Origin of the sequence: Paraburkholderia sp. BL9I2N2 (genome assembly GCF_004339745.1) — a bacterium.
Classification (GTDB): Bacteria; Pseudomonadota; Gammaproteobacteria; order Burkholderiales; family Burkholderiaceae; genus Paraburkholderia.
In genome coordinates this window covers 735,710-756,860 of sequence record NZ_SMGP01000003.1, presented here as the reverse complement: position 1 = coordinate 756,860, position 21,151 = coordinate 735,710, and the positions used below count along the sequence as shown (strand labels likewise).

The following is a 21,151-nucleotide window of genomic DNA, read 5'->3' as shown; positions in this document are numbered from 1 at the left end:
GCCTGCTGAAACAGCATGTTGGTGCCGAACGGCACTGCGTATGTCGTAACCGGCCTGCTGCTGGTTCTTCTGCTGGCTGGGGCCTATGTGAGCGACCGGTTCGCGACGGTTCCGAACCTGCTGAACGTCCACCAACAGGCGACCGGACTGGCACTCGTGGCGCTCGGTCAAACCCTCGCTATTCTCACGGGCGGCATCGACCTGTCGGTGGGCTCGCTGATCAGCGTAACGGCGACGCTCACGTCCGGGCTTTCCGACAACCCATACGGCGGCTGGACCAGCGCGATTGTGCTGGTTCTCGTCTTGTCGCTCGTCGTTGGGCTGGCGAACGGATTCCTCGTTCTCTGGCTGCGCGTGCATCCGCTGATCGTCACACTCGGCATGGGCGCCGTGCTGCAGGGCGCAATTCTCTATTATTCGAGCGGCCCCGCGGGTAACGTGCCCGACGGTTTCGATTCGATCGCATATGGCCGCTATGCTGGCGTACCCGTTGCGGCGACGCTCGTCGTGCTGCTGTACCTGGCCGTCTCGTACTTCATGCGCAACTTCAGGTTGGGACGCTACGTATACATGGTCGGCGATGACGAATACGCGGCAACGCTGTCAGGTCTTCCGCGAGCGCGCGTGATCCTGTTCGTCTACGTGTTCTCCGCGCTCTGCGCAGGCTTGACGGGTATCTATCTGGCCGCGCAATTCGGCTCGGGCCAGCCTTACCTCGGTGCGAACTATACGCTCGCATCGATCACGCCGGTGGTGGTGGGCGGGACGGTTCTCAGCGGCGGGCGCGGCGGCGTGATCGGCACGCTGATCGGCGTCTATCTTCTCAGCCTCCTGAACAACCTGATCAACTTTGCAGGCATCCCCTCTCACTATCAGCTGATTGTTCAAGGCGCGGCAATCATTGTCGCGGTATCGCTGAATCTGCAACGCAAGCGGGGGGCGGCATGAATTCGATCGCTTCCCGACGTCGCCCGCCTTTCGCCCGCTTCCTGTCGATTGATATCGCGCGGCGCTACGGCATCTTTCTTTTCTTCATCCTGCTTGTCGTCATTTCAGGCGCCCTATCGCCACCGTTTCTGCGCGGCGATAACGTCGTCAACATGCTGGTGCAATTCGCGCCACTCGGCATTGTCGTGATCGGCCAGGTATTCGTGATTCTGGTTGGCGGACTCGATCTGTCAGTTGCTTCCGTGATGGCCACCGCTGCCGTAATCGCAACGGCATTCGACGGAACCAATGCATCGGCGCCGGCGATATTCGGCGCGACGTTCATCATGTGCGTATGCGCTGGACTGTTGAACGGACTGCTCGTCACCAAGCGACAAGTGTCGCCTTTTCTCGCTACCTTCGCGACGGCGATCGTGTTGCAAGGTATGCGCTTCGCCTACACACAGGGCGCACCGTCGGGCAACGTGCCACCGCTCTTTCACGCGATGGGCACGGGTGCGATAGGCGGCGTGCCCGTCAGCGTGTTGCTGCTGATTGCGTGTGCCGTTGGGTTCGGCGTGTTGCTGCATCTGTCGACGTTCGGGAGACGCGTCTATATGGTCGGCGGCAATCCGGAATCGGCGCGGCTCGTCGGCGTCAGTCCGGACGCCGTACGCATCGTTTGCTATGTCATCAGTGCATTGCTCGCGGGGCTTGCCGGCCTTGCGCTGTCGGGCTACGTCGGCATCGTCGACAACTGGGTCGGACGCGGCTTCGAACTCGATTCGATCGTGGCGGCCGTGATGGGCGGCCTCGCGCTCTCGGGTGGACGCGGTTCCTTGCCCGGCGGACTGACCGGCGCGGCGATCCTCGTGATCGTCTTCAACATCGTCTTGCTGGTTGGCATGCCCGTGCAGGCGCAGATCATCGTCAAGGGCGTAATCATCATCGGTGCGTCGGCGTGCTACGTGGTCCGGCGGCGACGCTAGCAAGGTGGCTTCACAGCGCACCGCTCGCGCGCATTTCGGCAGCATCCACGAACATCGGAGAACGACGCCCGCTCAGGGGCGTCAACGCAAACAGGAGCAGACACATGAGAGCAGTACGTTTTCACTGCGCACACGACATCCGTGTCGAGAACGTGCCCGACCCAAGCGGGATGGGCGCCAACCAGATGATCGTCAAACCAATGTGGTGCGGCATATGCGGCACCGACCTGCACGAGTATCAAGCCGGCCCGATCGTCGTGCCCACCAAACCTCACGCACTCACGGGTGCGAAAGTGCCGCAGGTGCTCGGACATGAGTTCAGCGCTGAAGTGATCGAAGTCGGCAAAGACGTGAAGAACGTCCAACCCGGCGACCGTATCTCGGTGATGCCGCTGGCGTCGTGTGGCCAGTGCTACTACTGCGCACGTGGCTTGCGTCACCTTTGCACGAAGATGGGCTGCGTAGGCTTGAGCTGGGACGGCGGCGGCATGGCCGAATACACCGTGCTGAACGACTACCATGCCAACAAGCTGCCCGACACCGTCAGCGACCAGCAAGGCGCGCTGATCGAACCGGCCGCGGTCGCACTCTATGCCGTCGATCGCGGCGGCGTGACGGTGGGGTCCACGGTCCTCATTACCGGAGCGGGACCCATTGGCGTGCTCGCCGCGTTGGCCTGCCATGCTGCCGGTGCTTCGAAAATCTTCGTCAGCGATCCCAATCCGGCGCGCGCTGCCAAGATGGCGGGCTTCGGCGTCGCGACCGAGATCTTCGATCCCACCGATGGCGAGTTGCCGCAAAAGATCCGCGATCTGACTGAAGGCATCGGCGTGGACGTCGCGATCGAATGCGCCGGCAACCAGCACGCGCTGAACGCCTGCGTCGACGCCGTGCGTTCGGCAGGCGCAGTCGTACAGGCTGGACTGCACGTGGGCACCGCAAGTGTCGATCCGATGAAATGGTCACTCAAGGACATTCGCATCGAAGGGACATGGTGCTATCCGGTCACGATCTGGCCGCGCATCATCGGCATGATCGCGAACGGCAAGTTTCCCGTCGAAAAGCTGATCCACGACCTGATCGACGCAGACGATGTGGTCGCCAAGGGCTTCGACGTGCTCAGCGACAAAGGCAGCGACAAGATGAAGATCCTGATCAATCCGCAATCGCGCTAAGGCGCCAATTTGACATGACAGCGCTGGAGAATCGCATGACTGAAGCAGGCACGCAGAACCATCCCACAATTGGCTGGATTGGCCTCGGCAAAATGGGCTTGCCCATTGTCGGCAATCTGCTCAAGGCAGGCTTTGACGTCGTGGTGTACGACGTCGACTCGCGCCGCACGGAAGAACTCGCGCAACGTGGCGCGCGGGCATCGAAAGACATCGCTGGCGTCGCGGCATCGGCACACCTGATTTTGTCCATCATTCCCGACGACGTCGCTTTACAAAAAGTCGCGCTCGGCCCACAAGGGGTCATTGCGAATGCACGCGATGGCGCAGTGTATATCGACATGAGCACCGTGTCGCCGGCTATATCGGAGACGGTACGCGACGCGGCCCGCGCACGTGCGGTCGACTTCATCGCCGCGCCGGTTTCGGGCAGCACCGTGCTCGCCGAGAAGGCGCAACTGACGGTTTTCGCATCCGGACCCAAACCCGCATTTGAACGTACGCTGCCCGTGTTCGAGGCGCTTTCCGCTCGCCAGTACTACGTCGGCGCGGATCAACAGGCGCGCTATCTGAAGCTCGCGATTAATCATCTGGTTGGGTCGACGGCCGTTCTCCTTGCGGAAGCATTGACGCTCGGCAAGAAAGGTGGTCTCGACTGGGCGGAGATGCTGACCGTGATCGGCGACAGTGCCGCTGCGTCACCGTTGATCAAATACAAGCTTGAGCCATTGAAGCAACGCGACTTTTCGCCGGCGTTTTCGTCCACGCAAATGCTGAAGGACATGACCCTCGTTGTCGACGCCGGCGATGCGGCCGGCGTACCGATGGCCGCCGCGTCGCTCGTGCGCGAGCAGTTTGCGCAATACGTGAACGGCGACGGCGCAGAACTCGATTTCTTTTCCATCGTGCGCGCAGTCGAATCGGCTGCTGGTATCGAAGGTTAAAAGTTTTCGTCGATAACTTACTTTCTCTCGGGAGCTGCAATGCATTTCACTGTCTACTGCCTGGACCATGACGACATGGTCGAACGCCGTCTCGCTCACTACGATGCACACAAGGCCTATCTGGCAACGTCGCCGATCAGGATGGTGATGTCCGGTCCGTTGCTGGCCAGCGACCAGGAAACCATGATCGGCAGCTTCTTCCTGTACGAAGCGGACAATATCGCCGACGTGATGCGTTTCAACAGCCACGACCCCTTCAACGAGGCCGGCATCTGGCGCGCCGTCGATATTCGTCCTTTCCTCAAGCGGGTCGACAATCGCTAGACCAACTGGAGAGGAACATAACGGCCATGCGAAATCTCGACGAAAATACCATCACCGAAGCGGTGCTGGCGCGCCATGAACACGCGACCGACGAGCGGTTGAAAACCCTCATTACGAGCCTCGTCCAGCATCTGCATGCGTTCGCGCGCGAAGTGAGCCTGACGGAAAGCGAGTGGCAGCAAGGCATCCGTTTTTTGACCGAAGTCGGCCACATCACCGACGACAAACGCCAGGAATTCATTCTGCTGTCGGACACCCTCGGGTTGTCGATGCTCGTCACGGCGATGGCAAACCGCAAACCGGCGAGCTGCACGGAAGCAACGGTATTCGGGCCGTTTTTCGTCGAGAATGCGCCGGTCTATCAGAACGGTGACGATGTAGGGAACGGCGCAACGGGCGAGCCGTGCTTCGTATCCGGTTCGATCAAGGGACCTGACGGAGAACCCGTGGGCGGTGCACGGATCGAAGTGTGGCAAGCGGACTCGGACGGCTTCTATGATGTACAACTGGCGGGTGAAGATGCGCATCGGGCGAGAGGCGTACTGCATAGTCTCGCCGACGGGCGTTATCACTTTCGCTCAATCGTGGCCGAGCCGTACCCAATTCCACACGACGGCCCTGTCGGGATGATGCTGAAGGCGCTTGGGCGTCATCCGTGGAGGCCGGCGCATCTGCATTTCATGATTGCGGCGCCTGGCTACGAGCGTCTCGTCACGCATGTTTTTCGCGAGGGTGACAGGTATCTCGATTCGGATGCCGTATTCGGCGTGCGGTCGTCGCTTGTCGCCCAATGGAGACGACATGCGGAAGGCGTGGCGCCGGATGGCACGCGGATGGACATTCCGTTCAGCACGCTTGAATTCGATTTCGTCCTGAGCCGCTCGACATGACACCCTTCACTTTCACCAGCCGCCCTGCCCGCATTGTCTTCGGCGCGGGCTCGCTCGAAAGACTCGGCGAGGAACTCGACGAACTGGGCATCCGGCGCGCGCTCGTACTGTCGACACCGGAACAGCGCTTCCTTGCTGATCGCGTTCGCAAGTTGGCCGGCGGGCGTTGTGTGGACGTGTTCGACGGTGCCATTATGCACGTTCCAGTCGAAGTCGCGCAGTCAGGCCTCGACGCAGCGCGCGCAATCGAAGCGGATGGACTAATCGCTGCGGGGGGAGGCTCGACGCTCGGACTCGCCAAGGCGATTGCGCTCGAAACGTCGCTGCCCGTCGTCGCTATTCCGACTACCTACGCGGGGTCCGAAGTGACGCCGATCTATGGCATGACCTCGGGCAACGAAAAGAAAACCGGCAAGAGCTACCGCGTGCTGCCGCGAACCGTGATCTACGACGCGAGCCTCACATTGACGCTGCCCGTCGGCCTCTCGGCCACCAGTGGGCTAAACGCGATTGCGCATGCCGCCGAGGGCCTGTACGCGCAGGACGCCAACCCCGTGATGTCGTTGTTCGCCGAGGAAGGCATTCGCAGTCTGGCATTCGCGTTGCCGTCAGTGTGCGCGCGTCCCGACGACGTAGCGGCGCGCGAAACGGCGCAGTACGGAGCGTGGCTGTGCGCCACAGTGCTGGGCAATGTCGGCATGGCATTGCATCACAAGCTTTGTCACACGCTAGGCGGTACATTCAATCTTCCGCATGCGGAAACACACGCAGTCGTTCTGCCGTATGCGATGGCGTTTAACCTGCCGGCAGCGACAGAGGCTGCCGAGCGGCTTCGCCGTGCATTAGACGTCCCTGATCCGGCGGCGGCTCTATACGACCTTGGGCGGCGGCTTGGAGCACCCTCGGCGCTGCGTGCACTGGGTCTTGCCGAGAGCGATCTCGATCACGCGGCCGAAGTCGCGATGCGCTCACCGTACTTCAATCCGAGGCCGCTGTCCTACGGCGCGATTCGTCGGTTGCTGCAAATGGCTTTCGACGGCACCGCGCCAAATCTGCACTCATTCGACGGCATCTAACGAATTTCGCTGGAGACGCGTTCAATTCACAGGGAAATGATGGGTCGAAGAACCCTCCCTGTGTCGACAGACATTTCATTTACTTTTTGAATTTCTCACTCATGGAAAATCGGGCACTTATCATCGGCGCAAGCGGCATCGTCGGCAGCAATCTGGCCGACCAGTTGCTTTCCACGGGCTGGAACGTTTCGGGGCTCTCGCGCGGCCGCACTGCGGTGTCGCCTGCAATCGAACCGATCACCGCCGATCTGACCTCACCTGAATCGGTCAGTGACGCCCTGTCCGGTAGAACCTTCAGTCACGTGTTCTTCACCGCATGGGCTCGCCAGGCCACGGAGAAGGACAACATCCGCGTGAACGGCGGCATGGTGCGTCATGTGCTGGACGCACTTGGACCGACAGGCGGGGTGTCACACGCCGCCCTCGTCACCGGCCTGAAGCATTACCTGGGGCCTTTCGAAGCGTACGCGACAGGCGCGGTGCCAATCACGCCGTTCCGGGAAGAACAGGGCCGTCAGCCGGTCGACAACTTCTACTACGAGCAGGAGGACCGCCTGTTCGAAGCGGCGCAACGATACGGCTTTAGCTGGAGCGTGCATCGTCCGCATACCATCATCGGCTTTGCTGTCGGCAACGCGATGAACATGGGGGTCACGCTCGCCGTCTATGCGACCCTTTGCAAGCAGACAGGCCAGCCGTTTCTGTTTCCCGGTTCCGCCGCGCAGTGGGACAGTCTGACCGACATGACCGATGCCCCGCTGCTCGCGCGACATCTCGAATGGGCCGCGACGTCCGCGCATGCTCGCAACGAGGATTTCAACGTGGTCAACGGCGACGTGTTCCGCTGGAAATGGATGTGGTCACGCATTGCGGATTACTTCGGCATTGAAGCGATTCCATTCGATGGCGAGATGCGTCCGTTGGAGAATCGAATGCAAGACGCTCAACCGCAATGGTCCGAGATCGCGGCAAGGTTTGGTCTGATCGAAACCGACGTCGGCAAGCTTGTGTCGTGGTGGCATACCGATGCCGATCTCGGGCGCCCGATGGAAGTCCTCACGGACATGACAAAAAGCCGGAAGGCAGGCTTTCTCGACTATCAGAGCACGCCAGATGCCTTCTTTGCATTGTTCGACCGATTGAAGGCGCAGCGAATCATTCCTGGATGACGGACCCGAAACAAAGTTCGCGTGAGACGTTCGGCCCCCGACGCCCACGATTGAATAACGAGGACGCGGGGTTGGCGGCGCTCAACCCTGCGGCTCCAGCAAAATGAGCGCAACCTCGTCACGCGATCTGGGATATTCGTTCGATCCGCGCAAAATCTGGCGGTAGCGGCGTAAGAAAACCGCTTGTAGCAAGGCTCCGCGGCCTCACAGGCTTTTGCAACTTGACGGATTTTCAACTCGTTGATCTGAATGTGATTTTTCGTGCAAACCGCCAGAAAATGCACGGAAAGTACGAATACCCCTCATTGGGGGCATTGGTCATGAATGGGCGAAAGTGTTTAACGGCTTGCTTGGTCTAAGAGCCGCCGCATATTCTGAACACTGGGAGCAATCTGGCGTCGCTCAATTTGATGCGCGACTTGAACGATTGCCCGATTGACAGCAGCATCCTTCCCCGCAAGGTTGAACTGATTCACAACCAGCCCGTTCAAATCATCAACCTCGCTGCGCCGGCCCTTCGTCCAATCCTGAAGCACCGTGGTCGTAGTCTCGGGCAGAACAAATCCTGACATCAAGGTATCGAGCAGCTTCTCAACCGCGTGTTCGCGGTCCGACACATCTTCCGGCTTCAACCCGAAGATAGGTAGGATCTTGTATCCTTGTAATAGACCAGCTTGCAAGGCTTCCTGGCCCGATCGAAGCATGAGGTCACGCATACCCGGAAAATGCATCGCTTCCAGCATCGGAAGCCCCAGAATCGCAGTCGTCACCAAGGTGGTCGCATTGCTGACGACCTTCATCCACTTTGTTGAGCGAATATCATTCACGACCTCCGTCCGACCCACGTCGCTCAATAGTGATGCAATTTCCCGTTCACGGCCTTGCGTGTCAACCCCGGTTGCGCCAACAGCAAACCAGGAACGATCCGGCGGAGAGTCTCGACGCACCACGCCCGGGTCGTACATCGTCGAAGAAATTTCGATCACGGTGCCAATGCTTCGATGTGCGCCTACGACGTCGCTTATTGCGTCAATGGTCATGCCGTTTTGCACACCCGCCATCAGCCCCTCAGGCTTAAGATAGGGCTCGATTAGTTGGCTGTGCCAGCACGTGTCGTAGGCTTTGCACGAAAGCAGGATGACATCGAACTGCTCGGTGAAGGTGCATACGTCACAAAGGTGAAAGGCTCGAACCTTTGTGACCAGCGTCTCCTCGCGCATCACCTGGGTGACACCTTTGGCGCGCATCGCTTCGACGTGGGCGGGCCACTGATCAATCAATACAACGTCGTGACCAGCTCGGGTAAGGTCAGCAGCGATCGTCGCGCCGTTGGCGCCAGTGCCAAGCACGGCGATACGGGGGGTGGTCATTTCGGCTCCGGTGGGTGAGTTTCGGCGCGAGCGCTCCGGCATCTACCTGAAGCGCGTCCAAGACAGATCGTCACTTCATGATGTCGAGAAGTCGGTCGATATTCGAAGGGGCGGCTTCGAGCTTGCCTAGTTCTATCTCGTGTGCGACCTCAACCACCCGTTGGTTGACAGGCGCAGACTTGCCGACTTTTTCCAACCACTGCACCACGTAGCCGTTCACATCGTCCGTCTCCCCGCGACGACCCTTCCGCCAGTCTTGCAACGTGGTTGTCAGCGTATCCTCCATCGAGAAGGTCTTCAGCACCTCGGCGAAAAGGTCATCGACAACCTTTTCCGGATGAAAAGGATCGACAGCGGACATGCCAAAGATCGGCACAATACGGCTTCCGCTGGCGACGGCAGCGTGGATCGCTTCGTATCCGGCGTGACGCATGAAGTCGAGCATGCCCGGTACGCGTGCTGCTGCAGATAATGGCAAATTCAAGATCGCGGACGGAACAAGTTCAGCCGCATTGACGACGAGTTTCATCCATTTTGAGGAACGGATGTCGGACGTGACTTCCACGGTGCCTGTGTGTCGCAGAATGCTCGCGATCGATTCGGCGCGTCCCTGTGTCGACTCGTCGAATCCTCCAACTGCAAACCATGACGTGTCGTGATCGTTCTGCCGGTTCGTGATGCCGGGAATGAACATGTTCGATGCAATCTCGATGACGGCACCGATTGTTCGATTTGGGCCAACGACGCTCGCGATGTCATCAATTGACATCCCATTTTGCAGACCCACCACGAGTCCGTCCGGTTTGACGTACGGCTCAATCAATTGGCAAGACCACTTGGTGTCGTACGCTTTAGTCACAATGAACACAACGTCGAATTTCTCGCGAAGCTCGGCCACCTGACAGAGATGCAATGCCTTCACCTTTGCATTGATGGTTCGGGTAGGGAGGTTCACCGTGATGCCATCCCTTCGTATCGCTTCAACATGATCAGGCCACTGCTCGATGAACGTGACGTCAAGTCCAGCGAGTGCCAGATCTGCACCGATGGAAGCCCCCTGCGCGCCAGTCCCCAACATAGCAATCTTTAAATCGGTCATTTCGAAATTCCTCAAAATTGGATGAATGCGGTCGTGTTTCGCGCACCCGGACAAACTACAAGAATCGCCAATACCGTGGCCCGTCTAAATGCGCTTCACGTTCGCTGAAGGACACCGGAGAGGAAGTCTCGATGACTGGCCGCAACCGCGATGCGTAGATTGGTACCTGTCTTCGCTTGCAAAAATCTCTTTGTTGTTCACCACTTCCCAACTGGCATGTCTTGCGACGCGGAGTTGCCCAATCGTGTCCACCATCGGAAGACACGGGTTAAAAAAGAGTGGCCGCCAGGGTGCTACAGCAAGCCACTCAACCCTGGAAAGGAAAGCGAATTTCCAGCTACCCTAGTTATAGCCAAGGATAGTTACAGAACGGATCTCGGGTCTTTCGGAGGATTCGGCTGCCAGTGAAAGAGCAGGACCGGCCTTCAACAGCTGATGCGGTGTACTGAGGCGGTAGGTCGAGGCCGGTATCTCGTAGGCGTTTGAATTACCGTTGGCGCCTGTCTGGATTTCCTGGTCCGTCAAGAGAGCTCTCATTTCTGTTGCCCCAATTAGACAAGTATCATTCCGCCATCAATCGCTACTATCTGGCCGGTCATGTAATCAGAATCTGACGACGCAAGAAATGCGCCGGTACCACCAAGATCATCGGGTGTCGCGGTCCGCCCCAGTAGGATTCCCTTGGAAAACTCGTCAATCGCTTCGCCAGGCTTCGAGCTGGCCCCCATCTCCATAAGATCCTTGTCCAACGTCTTCCAGAGAGGCGTCGCGACGACCCCCGGGGAGAATCCGTTGACGGTAATCTTGTACTGCGCGAATGCTCTAGCGGCAGCCTGGATGATCGCGACCACTGCGAACTTACTTGCGCAGTAAGGGGTGAAATCGGGATACCCCTGTCGGGCAGCGATCGATGCAGTATTGATAATCTTGCCGCCGTTCCCTTGCTTGATCATCTGTTTAGCCGCCTCTTGCGTACCAATAAGCACGCCGAGCCCGTTGACGCGCATGATCGCGTTCCAGTTGTCTTCCGTGATCTCAAGGAACGGCATCGGCTTATTGAAACCCGCGTTATTGAACATTACGTCCAACCGGCCGAACGTCTCGACCGTCTGCTTGATAGCAGCCTGAATCTGGCTGCGCTCCGCTACGTCAGCCCGAATGGCAATCGCTTGCGCACCGCTCTTAGTGAGTTCGTCGGCGGCCATTTGCGCCTGTTCCAGATGAATGTCGACGATGCTCAAACGCGCACCCTCACGTGCAAGTCTCGACGCGATGCCGAATCCAATCCCTTGGGCGCCGCCTGTGATCAACACAACCTTATCCTTGAGCCTCATTTCTGCCTCCAGTTCTCCACCTGATGTAGATGTGAATCCGCGTTGTCAAGCGCCCCGTAGAATTGAACTCATTGCGCCGTGTAGCCGCCGTCACAGACGAGGCTCGTGCCGGTCACAAAGCCCGCTTCATCTGACGCCAGGAACAGAACGCAGTTAGCGACGTCAATCGGTTCGCCAAGGCGCAACGGATGCAGCCTCTTCATCATGTCGAGATACACTTCCAGCCCTCCCGGATATGTTTCACCTGCTTTCATGAAAAGCGGTGTTTTCGTCGAGCCAGGATGCACTGCGTTGACGCGAATGCCGTATTCTGCGTAACACAGCGCGTCAGTTTTGGTCATCGCCAGGATCGCGCCTTTCGTTGCGTGGTACGGAGGAATATCGTTGTTTCCGATGAGCGCGTAGATCGAAGAGAAGTTGACGATGGCACCTGCGCGCTTTTGCATCATGTGCGGAACGACATGTTTGGTGCACAAAAACGAGCCGCGCACATTCACCGCGAAAACCTTATCCCACTCATCGATGCTTACGTCGTGAGCGAGCTTGTTGACTCCCGTGATGGCGGCGTTGTTCACCAGAATGTCAGGCGAACCAAGTCGGCCGACTACCTCCTCGACGCCCGCGCGAATCTGAGCCTCATCCGTCACATCGACAGATACGAAGATCGCATTGCCACCCGCCTCCCTGATGCGGGCCGCTGTCGCTTCCCCGGCTGCTTTCACGACGTCGAACACAGCGACCTTTGCGTTTTCTTCAGCGAAACGCCGAGCTGTTGCTTCCCCGATACCCGTCCCGGCGCCAGTGATAATGGCAACCTTCTGTTCAAGCCTCTTCATACGAGGTCTCCTTCCTGAGAGTGATCTGATAGCTGATATTTGCTTCTGGCATCCTGAGCGAACTTACGCGGCCGTCAGGCAAAGGATCTTTGGAATGCCGTTCTCAGCGACAATATGTGTCTTGCCTCGGCAAACGACGCGGGCCTTCGACCGTTTTCCTTGCACAGATGAATGACCTTGTAGAGCGTTGCGTTGTCACGCTTGCCGCTTGTGCTAATCGAGCCCTGTGCTTGTGTGACCGTGGCCTTTCCGTGGCCGCCCATTTCGATCGACCAGCGAGCGAGTTCCAGTTCGCTCTTTCCTCGGCCGACACCGGTCCATGTTGCTTCCGGAGCGAGCCTCCTGAGTGTTTCCACAAAAAACAGAAAGGCATCACGATCGGATGGCACGCCGAACTCGCGGCCCAAGCAGAAATTCACGCGAAGGCGACCATCGAGAAGACCGTCGTGCTGCAACTTCACAGCTCGGAAGACCATCGAGAGATCTTCAATGTCTAATGAGAGTTTCCCTCTGAGCTTTCGAAGGTGGTCCTCGCGTGACCGAAGCAGACCAATCGCCTCGCTGTTGCAAAAGATGGCGACCGGAACCGAAACGATGTCGGGATCGAGTGCGTCAAAATGTGTAAGTAGTCGATTCAACTCAAACAGGTTGCGGCAAGCGACCTGAAAAATCACTTCGGGGAAGCTGGCCCTGATTTCATTGATAACTAACCTCAGTTCCTCAACGCCTCCGCTGTTCTGCAGAGCGTGCGCGACCGCCCCAATGTCCAAAACGCTCGCACCGTGTTCGATCGACGCCTTCAGAATCTCTACAAATTCGGCCGTACTGCTTTGCTTACTATCGGAATCACCATCGCGAAAATAAGGGATCGACGTATTTACGATGCATAGGGAATTCATTTGCCTGGCTCCTACACAGCCGTTCTCGCGACTGTGATGGCATTAGTCGATCAGCTGTCCGCGGACCCAGTCGAGTTCGCGCGACACATAGTCCACAATGTCGCCAGTCTTCAAATGATCTGGCAGAACATCCCACGTGTAAGTCTCGATTTCCAGATGGGTCGAAAGCGGCAGAGCCTTGTGAACACGAAGTGCCTCTTCGATGGCGAACCGGGTTGTCCCGAGGCTACCCAACGCATCCAGAAATACGGGGACGTGAAAATGAATTCGCCACTCACGGGGACCGGGGTCACGTTCCCACGCATCAAACGCTTCTTCGAGGTTCAGATACTGACGAATTTTCCCGTCCTTTTGCTCCGTGGTTTGCGTCAGATAGATCGTGTCTGCGAACTTCTTGAGTAAGTCGACGTTAGCCTGCGTGACTTCCGGCACCCGAACAGCAGACGCTTCCTGCAACTTGAAGATGGGGATGCCGGCGTCGACGAGTCGATTCAACGACGCTTCAATGTCCTCACACTCAACAGCTTGGTGACAAATGTCATAGACGATGCCGACATATCGACGCAAAGAACCGATCGCTTCAGACACTGGCATTCCACCGATCTCGGCCAGCTGCCGCGCAGCGGCACCTGTATGCACGTGATCGCGGAAGTACGTCACGACATCGTCGGTCGTTTCCAGATAGCATGCAGGCTCTGGTTCAATCGCGAGCGTCACACGACGTCCAGTGCGGCTTTCGAGATCCGCAAGGTGCGCGATCATACGTAGCACGTTGCGCGTCATAGTCGCCAGATATTCGGGGCTATTGACCTTGGGTCGAAATGCAAGGGGCGCCGTCTGAATCGATGGAGCAACACCCGCCGGTGATATATCCGCAAGGATGTCTGCAACATTTTTCGTGTACTGCAGGCGTTCTTCCGAGTGCCAGTCCGGTTCGTACACCTGCTCCTTCACAAGAGTGTTCTTGAAACTTCCGTACACGAAGGCGTTCGCCGTGTACACGTAGAGATCGTTCTCTTTAAAGAAGCGTTTGATGTCGTCGCGCTCCTCTCTGTTCTCGACGAGTTCCGCAGCTGTCGCAGCGGACAGGCGGATTGACACGCCGAACGGAGCATGCGGAGAGACACGCTTCTTCACCTGGGGCAGATACTTGTGAAGGCTCTCACGCATCTGCTCCCATGTGTCACCCGGATGGACTAGGGTCGAGTACGAAAGGTGTCCATATTTGTTGCCGATGTCCATTTGCGTCTCCTGGATTGGTAAGCGCTGTCGTGATTCCCACGACTAAATCGTCGCCCGAATTTGAGCTGGATTTGTTTCTAAAATTCAAGCCGATGTTTGATAGTCGACCTGATGCCTCGCGGTGCGAACACTTCCGATCTGCTCTTTTACTCGCAAGTGCTCAGGATGATCCGCGTAGCCTATTAGGGCATCGTGCGAATCAAACTCCGAATACAGCACAACATCAAAGGCGTAATCGACCTGGCTCATATCTATCCCAACCTCGAGCATTCGCATCCCAGGAATTTTTCCATTAAGCGACTCGAAGGCGCGCTTAACGACATTCATCGCTTTCATTTTTTCCTCTGACGAGGAACCCGCGATCTGCCACATGACGATATGTTTGATCATGTTTTGCCTTTTGCATCTATTCTGCATTTCGATATGACACGCGGAATTTAGGCAGCTACGTGCACCTGCCTCCGCCACGCATCTAGTGTGGATGACTATAAGTGTCGTTTCCGACACCCGAAAGCTGCCGCAGCAAAAATGTAATTTCCTCCTCGCGGAAGAATTCGCGAAACGCATAGTCAGCAACACTCGTCGAAGATCCATTGCCGCGATCCCAGGGTAACCCTCATGATTTTTCCGCGCACCGGAAATGTCATTTATGCCTGGCCCCTTCTAATTTCCAGGCTGCGAAACTATCGTTTGTACAAGGCCACTGCGAATCGAACGTTGCAGCGCAACGACAGCGTCCACAGCTTCGGTCGAAAACCATTCGCAGTCGAGCCGCGAACTCACAGACATAATCATTTGGAGACGGACATGGCATCTAACGCTAAGGCAGGTCTGAAACTGCTCGCAGGAATCCTTTCAGCCACCGCATTCATCGGTGGAATTCTGGTTAACCCGTCCACGGCAATCGCCGCCGACTCGCCGAAGCTCATCGCCGGCATCGATGAAACCGCATCGGAATATTGGGCTGAATATCTGCGCGGCGTTGAGGCCATCGCCCAATCGGTCGGTACCAAATCGACTGTTATAGCCGACAACTATCAGGGCGACCAGTTGCTTGCGCAACTCGGCGCAATTTACGCCGGCGGCTGTACAGGCTGTTCGCTGGTTACAAACTCCACTTCAAATGCGTATGTGAAAGCTGTCGTTGAGCGATCGGCTCGGTCTGGCGTTTATGTAGTGACCGTGTGGAACCGTCCGGAAAATCTGCACCCGTGGGATACGGGGAACAACAAGTGGGTCGCCCACACGTCGTTTGACGGCGTTGAATCTGGCTACCTGCAGGGGATGGCACTTTGCAAGGCACTGAAAGGCAAAGGGCAGATCGCCGCCATCGAAGGCGTACCGTCAACGCCGCCGGCCTTCCAACGGATGGAGGGGCTAAAAAAAGCGCTCGCGGAGTGCCCCGGGATGAAGCTTGTCGATACACAGGTCGGCGAATGGCAAGAAACGAAGGCGCAGACCATCTCACGCACCTGGCTTGCACGCTACGGTGATTCGCTCAACGGGATCTTCGCGTCGAACGATGCGATGGCGCGAGGCGCCGTCGCAGCGCTTCGCGAAAAGCAACTGAACGGAAAGGTGTTCGTTACCGGTTCCGATGGCTCAAAGGTCGGACTGGATATGGTCAAGAGCGGCGACATGTTGGCGACGGTGATGAATGACGCCGTACTGCAGGGTGCCATCAGCATGGCGTTGGCGCGCGCGGCGGCTGTGGGAGACATCCAGCCGGACAAGCTGACGAAGGCACAACGCGACTTCTATTTGAAGCAGCAGTTGGTAACAAAGGACAACGTCGACCAGTTCCTCGCGCAGAAGGCGAACGCACCGAAGTACACCTATGCCGACATCAAGAAAGACTTCTGGAAATACTCGCAAGGCGAGATCCCGGCCGGCGTGAACGCCGCTAAATAGTTTCAGATCAGTTGTCGGAGAGATCATGGCGAACTCAAATAGCGTTAGACACGAAGGCATCCACTTCGGAAGAAGTCGACCCCTATCCTTGAAAACCCTTTACAACATGGGTCCGCTTATCGCCCTTGTCTTGATGGTTGTCGTATTCCAGGTGATCACGGGAAGCTTCGTTAGCATCGGGAATTTCAGATCCATCCTCGAAGCGGCGGCAGTTCCATCGATCCTGGCAGTGGGGCTCAGCTTCGTGATCCTGCTTGGCGCAATCGATCTCTCCATGCAAGGCGTGATCGCGGCTACGAGCATGACGCTCTCACTCCTGGTTGCCAATGGCATCAATGGCAATAACTTCGGATTCGCCGGAATCATCATCGCAATCATGGTTGGCGTGGGATTCGGCGCATTCAATGGTGTATTGCATGTCGTCGGGAAGACACCGTCGCTGATCGTCACCCTCGGTACCTGGTTCATTGGATTGGGGGTTGCAGCAGTTTTGTTTCCAGAACGCGTCCCCGCAATCCACGAGCCTCTGGTTCTTGGATTGTCATCTGTTCATGTTGCCGGCGTGGGCCTCATCGTCTATTTGGCTTGTGCAGTGATCGCCGTTGCATACGTCGTACTCAAGTACACCAGGGTTGGACGGATGATCTACGCAATTGGCGGCGACGAAGCAATCATCGTCGCGTCGGGTCTGCCGGTGAAGCGCTACAAGTTCATCGCATTCGTGATTTCAGGCGCAATCGCGGCGTTCGGCGGTGTCCTTCTTTCCGCCCAGCTTGGTAACGGCAACGCTGATATTGGAGCAGGTCAATTGTTTCCGGCCATCAGCGCCGCAGTGGTAGGCGGAACCTTGCTCAGTGGTGGTCGTGGTGGTGCTTTGCAATCGGCTTTGGGTGCGCTGATGCTCGAAGTGTTGAGCAACGGGCTGATCCAGATTGGTGCGGGACCGTACTCGCGAAACATCATCAGCGGTGCCGTCATCCTCATCGCTGTTGGCATCAGCAGCTATCACATGCGTCGTAAGTTGAGGGTCGTGAAATGAGTACCATACTTGAGTTGAAAGGCGTGAACAAGCGGTTCGGCAAAGTTGTGGCGCTCGACAACTTCAATCTGGAACTGCGAGCCGGGGAAGTGCTGGGACTGGTTGGTCAAAACGGCTCCGGCAAATCCACACTCATGAAGATGCTTGCCGGTCTTCAAGGCCCCGACTCTGGGGAGATCCTCTTACGCGGCGAGCCGGTACGGATTCGGTCAGCAGCAATGGCCACCTCCCTCGGGATTGGAATGGTCCATCAGGAGCAGTCGCTGGTTCCAAACCTGACAGTGGCCGAGAACATCTTTATCGACAAACCCAACGATGCGACTCGAGGCGGCCTATATCGTTGGGGCGCGCTGTTCAAGGCGGCACGCGCTCAATTGGACAAGATCGGTGTCGACATCCGTCCAGAGGCTCTGGTGGAAGAGCTTAGTTTCGCTGAGCGTCAGCAGGTAGAGTTAGCCAAGGTTCTTGCTATCGAAGAATTGGTGGACCACCCGCCAATCATCCTTTTTGACGAGCCCACGTCGGTTCTGAATCCCGACGAAATCAAGATTCTTTTCCGGGAAATTCAACGTCTAAGGACCCGTGCATCGATTGTCTTCATCTCGCACCGTCTGGATGAAATTCTGGAGATTTCGGATCGTGTCCTCGTTATGACAAACGGCGTGAAAGTGGCCGACAAACAAGTAGATACCATCGACAGAGACGACTTGTACACATTGATGGTTGGTCACGAGCGCGAAACGAAGGAGCGAGAACACACTCAGACTGTGCAGAGTTCGCGCCCCAAGCCGCGTCTCAGCATTCGGAAGCTTACGGATGGCAACAAGTTCAAGAATCTTGACCTTGACGTTGCAAAGGGCGAAATCGTCGGACTCGTCGGTGTACAGGGATCTGGGGCGGAAGAGCTGTGCCGGACCATCTTCGGCGCAGAAGACTCAGTCACTGGAGAAATCCTGCTCGATGACGTCCCAGCGCTTTGCCAAGGCCCACGCCAGGCCGTGAGCAAGGGGATCGCCTACCTCCCTTCCAACCGACGTCTGGAAGGCATGTTGGCAGGTCGGACGCTCGTCCAGAACATGGTCATCACGTATGGCCTCGAATACGGCCGTAGCCGCTTCCTTGTCGACTACAAGGCGGAAGAGGCTGCTGCGACCCAATGGATGTCGCGGCTGAAGGTGAAAGCAACGTCCGGAAAGGATCGGATCAATCGTCTCAGCGGCGGCAACCAGCAAAAGGTTGTGCTCGGAAAGTGGTTGATGTCGAAAAAGCTGAAGCTTCTACTCCTCGACCATCCGAGCCGCGGACTTGATCCTGGCGCACGTGACGACCTTTTCGAGGCGATCAAGGAGCAAGCGAGACAGGGTCTGTCTATTGTCTTCGTTGCGGATACGAGCGAAGAAGCGCTCGAATTGGCAGACAGGGTGATCGTACTCAGAGATGGACAGATAACCGCGTCCTACGATCTCCAGCAAGGTGTCATCCCGAGCCAAGAGGACATCCTCAGGGCAATGATCTGAATCAATGTGGGAGTCCTCGAAAATGAATGCCACGAAACCTCTTGGCTCCAATTTTGGAGCCTACGCCAACCAGGCGCGCGGACTAATTCCGCTGCTTGTACTCATCTTGCTCGTAGCTGGTAGCTCTCTCTTCGCACCGGGGATGCTTTCGACGGGCGGTCTTTCAAGCTTCTTCACAGATGCGGCGCCGCTTCTGATTCTTGTTGTCGGTAGTACCCTGCCGATTCTCGCAGGCAGCATCGATCTCTCCGTTGCCGGGATCGCTGCGTTGGTCGGTGTGCTCATTGTCCAACTCCATCCGATTTTCGGGGTGTGGGCGACGCCGGTTGTTCTCTGCGGCGCGGCTCTGTTCGGAGCACTGCAGGGGTATGTTCACGCGAAGTTGCAGCTTCCCTCGTTCATTACGACATTGGCGACGCTCAGTATCGTGACCGGTCTCGCGTTGCTGCTCTCTAACGCCACCGCCTTGCCGATTCCAGACGACGACTCCATCGTTGGTTGGATCTCCGGGAGCTTGGGTCCGATACCAAACTCAATCATTGTGGTGGTCGCCGTCACCATCATTCTCGCTGTCGTGTTGCGGTACACAAGATTCGGTCGAGATCTGTACGCGCTGGGTGCAGGAGAACGGACGGCGATTATGTCTGGCGTAAACACGATCAAAGTTCGCTGCGTCGTTTTCGCATTGTCGGCACTTTGCGCAGGGATCGGGGGCGTGCTCCTGAGCTCGATTACCGGCTTCAGTTCACCCGGTATCGCCGGCAATCTTCTGCTCCTTTCTATCGTTGGTGTCGTCCTCGGCGGGACCGCGATCTCTGGGGGCGTAGGCGGCCTCGGTTCAGCTCTGGTTGGAGGAGTGATTACCTCGTGGTTGCGCGTGATTACCGTCATGGTTGGCGTCGCACCGACAACCCAGAACATCGTATTCGGTGTCATGGCACTCATCGCTGTGATGCTCACTACGGATAGAGCAAAGATCGGCATCGTCAAATAAGAGTCGGACGGATTTCACTCGGGCTGCCTACGAGTTAATCCGTCTTGCCTTGCCGGGTGATGTGGTAACCGTTCTTGATATGAGTGTCCCATGAGCAAGATCGAAGAAACCGTGCAATTTGACGCGTACGAAATGAGCATCATTGCGAAGGCACTAGCGCTTTTCCTGAATGAGCGTTCTCGCGCATTCGAGCTAGCCGTAGAAATTGCGAGCGAAAAAGGTCAGGCCTCCCCCGACCATGAGGATTTTGGCCTGACGACCATCCTGCGGCTTTCTCGCCGCTGCGCCTCGTACCACCCTCGACGAGACGGTTCCCGAACTGTCTTGGACGTCGCGCAGAAGTCCCTGCAGCGCACAAGTCTGACAAACATTGATGCCAGGTAGAGGAGACATATCGTGGCAATTCCCGACTATTTCAGAGCGGCACGCGCTCAGTTTGTTCTCCGGGTCAAACGGTATCTTTGGCGTGTGGTCTACCTGCGAACGCGTGGCGAGTGTGTGTACGTTGATGACGAGTGGTAACAGCGGTTCACCCCATTCAGGAATGTTCTTGAACGGAAATTAAACCAACTGAATGAAAGCGGAGGTGGATAGTGAGTTCGCGGAGATTGGAAGGAAAAGTAGCAATCGTGACGGGTGCCGCGCGTGGGGTCGGGCGGGGAATCGTGCTTCGGCTTGCGCAGGAAGGCGCAAAAGTCGTTGCGGCAGACCTCGCATCATGCGACGAAACGATTGCAGAGGTGCAGAAGGCCGTCCCTGAGTGTGATGTAACGGCGGCATCGGTGAATGTGGTTCAAGGCGAATCGGTAGATGCGCTTGTAGACTCCACGGTTAGGAGGTTCGGGCGACTCGACCTCATCGTCAATAATGCAGCCGTCGTACAAACGATGATGGCGATGGCTGACACCCCGGACACCGAATTTGACCGTATCTACAACGTCAACTTCCGTGGTGTATTTAACGGAAGCCGCGCCGCTGCACGAGTCATGCGTGAGCAGAGGAGCGGTTGCATCCTCAACATCGGGTCGTGGTATGCAAAGCAGGGGTTCGCCAATTTCGCAGTCTATTGCGCGACTAAGGCCGCTGTTATGCGCATGACCGAGGCCTTGGCCCTTGAGATGGCTCCCTTCGGTGTACGGGCAAACACAGTTTGCCCGGGTAACACGGAGACCGAGATGCTGAAGAAAGCCATGAGGGAGGAGGCTGCGCTTCGGAACATCACCTACGAGGAACAGGTTCAGCATGTGAAGGACAGCATTCCCCTGGGGCGCCTCGGTCGTCCAGAAGACATCGCTGCGGCCATTGTCTATCTCGCCTCGCCCGAAGGTGAATACGTGACGGGCGAGGCGCTGAACGTCAATGGTGGTGTCATATTCTCATAGGACTTACGCCGGGGCTGTCCGCCAGCGACCTGAAATC

General features: G+C 57.3%; 21 protein-coding genes. 14 read left to right on the top strand and 7 right to left on the bottom strand.

The window, feature by feature from the left end; genetic code table 11:
- Positions 1 to 15 precede the first annotated feature (15 nt).
- From B0G74_RS34265 to B0G74_RS34230, 8 genes are all read left to right on the top strand, one after another.
- Positions 16 to 948, top strand: a complete 933-nt coding sequence (locus B0G74_RS34265) for an ABC transporter permease (RefSeq protein ID WP_132380621.1) — start codon at positions 16 to 18, stop codon at positions 946 to 948.
- On the top strand, positions 945 to 1,916 hold the full coding sequence (locus tag B0G74_RS34260) for an ABC transporter permease (RefSeq protein WP_132380619.1): 972 nt from the start codon (positions 945 to 947) through the stop codon (positions 1,914 to 1,916). Before B0G74_RS34265 ends, B0G74_RS34260 begins: the two co-directional genes overlap by 4 nt.
- Positions 1,917 to 2,020: 104 nt before the next feature.
- The gene (locus B0G74_RS34255) at positions 2,021 to 3,091 is read left to right on the top strand and encodes a 2,3-butanediol dehydrogenase (RefSeq protein WP_132380618.1); all 1,071 of its coding nucleotides are present in this window, start codon (positions 2,021 to 2,023) and stop codon (positions 3,089 to 3,091) included.
- A 35-nt stretch (positions 3,092 to 3,126) separates the two neighbouring features.
- The gene (locus B0G74_RS34250; protein ID WP_132380616.1) at positions 3,127 to 4,032 is read left to right on the top strand and encodes an NAD(P)-dependent oxidoreductase; all 906 of its coding nucleotides are present in this window, start codon (positions 3,127 to 3,129) and stop codon (positions 4,030 to 4,032) included.
- 39 nt (positions 4,033 to 4,071) lie between these two features.
- Complete coding sequence (locus B0G74_RS34245; protein WP_132380615.1) at positions 4,072 to 4,356, top strand: YciI family protein; 285 nt, start codon at positions 4,072 to 4,074, stop codon at positions 4,354 to 4,356.
- A 26-nt stretch (positions 4,357 to 4,382) separates the two neighbouring features.
- Complete coding sequence (locus tag B0G74_RS34240; RefSeq protein WP_132380613.1) at positions 4,383 to 5,246, top strand: intradiol ring-cleavage dioxygenase; 864 nt, start codon at positions 4,383 to 4,385, stop codon at positions 5,244 to 5,246.
- Entirely contained in the window at positions 5,243 to 6,322 is a 1,080-nt protein-coding gene (locus B0G74_RS34235; RefSeq protein ID WP_132380611.1) for a maleylacetate reductase, read from the top strand. The genes B0G74_RS34240 and B0G74_RS34235 overlap by 4 nt, the downstream gene beginning before the upstream one ends.
- A 101-nt stretch (positions 6,323 to 6,423) precedes the next feature.
- Positions 6,424 to 7,491 carry an SDR family oxidoreductase gene (locus tag B0G74_RS34230; RefSeq protein WP_132380610.1) on the top strand — a complete coding sequence of 356 codons (1,068 nt, stop codon included), beginning with the start codon at positions 6,424 to 6,426 and terminating at the stop codon, positions 7,489 to 7,491.
- 338 nt (positions 7,492 to 7,829) lie between these two features.
- Here B0G74_RS34230 and B0G74_RS34225 read toward each other — a convergent pair whose 3' ends face one another.
- The 7 genes from B0G74_RS34225 to B0G74_RS34195 form a co-directional block, all read right to left on the bottom strand.
- Complete coding sequence (locus tag B0G74_RS34225) at positions 7,830 to 8,861, bottom strand: 2-dehydropantoate 2-reductase N-terminal domain-containing protein (RefSeq protein ID WP_132380609.1); 1,032 nt, start codon at positions 8,859 to 8,861, stop codon at positions 7,830 to 7,832.
- A 70-nt stretch (positions 8,862 to 8,931) separates the two neighbouring features.
- Complete coding sequence (locus B0G74_RS34220) at positions 8,932 to 9,960, bottom strand: 2-dehydropantoate 2-reductase N-terminal domain-containing protein (RefSeq protein ID WP_132380608.1); 1,029 nt, start codon at positions 9,958 to 9,960, stop codon at positions 8,932 to 8,934.
- Positions 9,961 to 10,511: 551 nt separating this feature from the next.
- A complete protein-coding gene (locus tag B0G74_RS34215) occupies positions 10,512 to 11,294 on the bottom strand; it encodes a glucose 1-dehydrogenase (RefSeq protein ID WP_132380606.1) in 783 nt (260 codons plus the stop codon).
- Positions 11,295 to 11,362: 68 nt separating this feature from the next.
- Positions 11,363 to 12,130 (bottom strand): SDR family oxidoreductase, encoded by a 768-nt coding sequence (locus tag B0G74_RS34210; RefSeq protein WP_132380604.1) that lies wholly within the window; start codon positions 12,128 to 12,130, stop codon positions 11,363 to 11,365.
- A 74-nt stretch (positions 12,131 to 12,204) separates the two neighbouring features.
- A complete protein-coding gene (locus B0G74_RS34205) occupies positions 12,205 to 13,029 on the bottom strand; it encodes a 3-keto-5-aminohexanoate cleavage protein (protein ID WP_132380602.1) in 825 nt (274 codons plus the stop codon).
- A gap of 42 nt (positions 13,030 to 13,071) precedes the next feature.
- Positions 13,072 to 14,271 carry a metabolite traffic protein EboE gene (eboE, locus tag B0G74_RS34200; protein WP_165923984.1) on the bottom strand — a complete coding sequence of 400 codons (1,200 nt, stop codon included), beginning with the start codon at positions 14,269 to 14,271 and terminating at the stop codon, positions 13,072 to 13,074.
- Positions 14,272 to 14,355: 84 nt separating this feature from the next.
- Positions 14,356 to 14,661 carry a Dabb family protein gene (locus B0G74_RS34195; RefSeq protein ID WP_132380600.1) on the bottom strand — a complete coding sequence of 102 codons (306 nt, stop codon included), beginning with the start codon at positions 14,659 to 14,661 and terminating at the stop codon, positions 14,356 to 14,358.
- 417 nt (positions 14,662 to 15,078) lie between these two features.
- Between B0G74_RS34195 and B0G74_RS34190 the strand changes: the two genes are divergently transcribed.
- The 6 genes from B0G74_RS34190 (at position 15,079) to B0G74_RS34165 (ending at position 21,114) form a co-directional block, all read left to right on the top strand.
- Positions 15,079 to 16,182, top strand: coding sequence for a sugar ABC transporter substrate-binding protein (locus B0G74_RS34190; RefSeq protein WP_132380598.1), 1,104 nt, complete (start codon positions 15,079 to 15,081; stop codon positions 16,180 to 16,182).
- A gap of 88 nt (positions 16,183 to 16,270) precedes the next feature.
- Positions 16,271 to 17,221 carry an ABC transporter permease gene (locus B0G74_RS34185; RefSeq protein ID WP_165923983.1) on the top strand — a complete coding sequence of 317 codons (951 nt, stop codon included), beginning with the start codon at positions 16,271 to 16,273 and terminating at the stop codon, positions 17,219 to 17,221.
- Positions 17,218 to 18,738, top strand: a complete 1,521-nt coding sequence (locus tag B0G74_RS34180; RefSeq protein ID WP_132380594.1) for a sugar ABC transporter ATP-binding protein — start codon at positions 17,218 to 17,220, stop codon at positions 18,736 to 18,738. The genes B0G74_RS34185 and B0G74_RS34180 overlap by 4 nt, the downstream gene beginning before the upstream one ends.
- 22 nt (positions 18,739 to 18,760) lie before the next feature.
- The gene (locus B0G74_RS34175) at positions 18,761 to 19,732 is read left to right on the top strand and encodes an ABC transporter permease (RefSeq protein ID WP_165923982.1); all 972 of its coding nucleotides are present in this window, start codon (positions 18,761 to 18,763) and stop codon (positions 19,730 to 19,732) included.
- Between the two features lie 90 nt (positions 19,733 to 19,822).
- The gene (locus B0G74_RS34170; protein WP_132380590.1) at positions 19,823 to 20,116 is read left to right on the top strand and encodes a hypothetical protein; all 294 of its coding nucleotides are present in this window, start codon (positions 19,823 to 19,825) and stop codon (positions 20,114 to 20,116) included.
- 224 nt (positions 20,117 to 20,340) lie between these two features.
- Positions 20,341 to 21,114: a glucose 1-dehydrogenase gene (locus B0G74_RS34165; RefSeq protein WP_132380588.1), complete on the top strand. Its 774-nt coding sequence runs from the start codon at positions 20,341 to 20,343 to the stop codon at positions 21,112 to 21,114.
- Positions 21,115 to 21,151 lie beyond the last annotated feature (37 nt).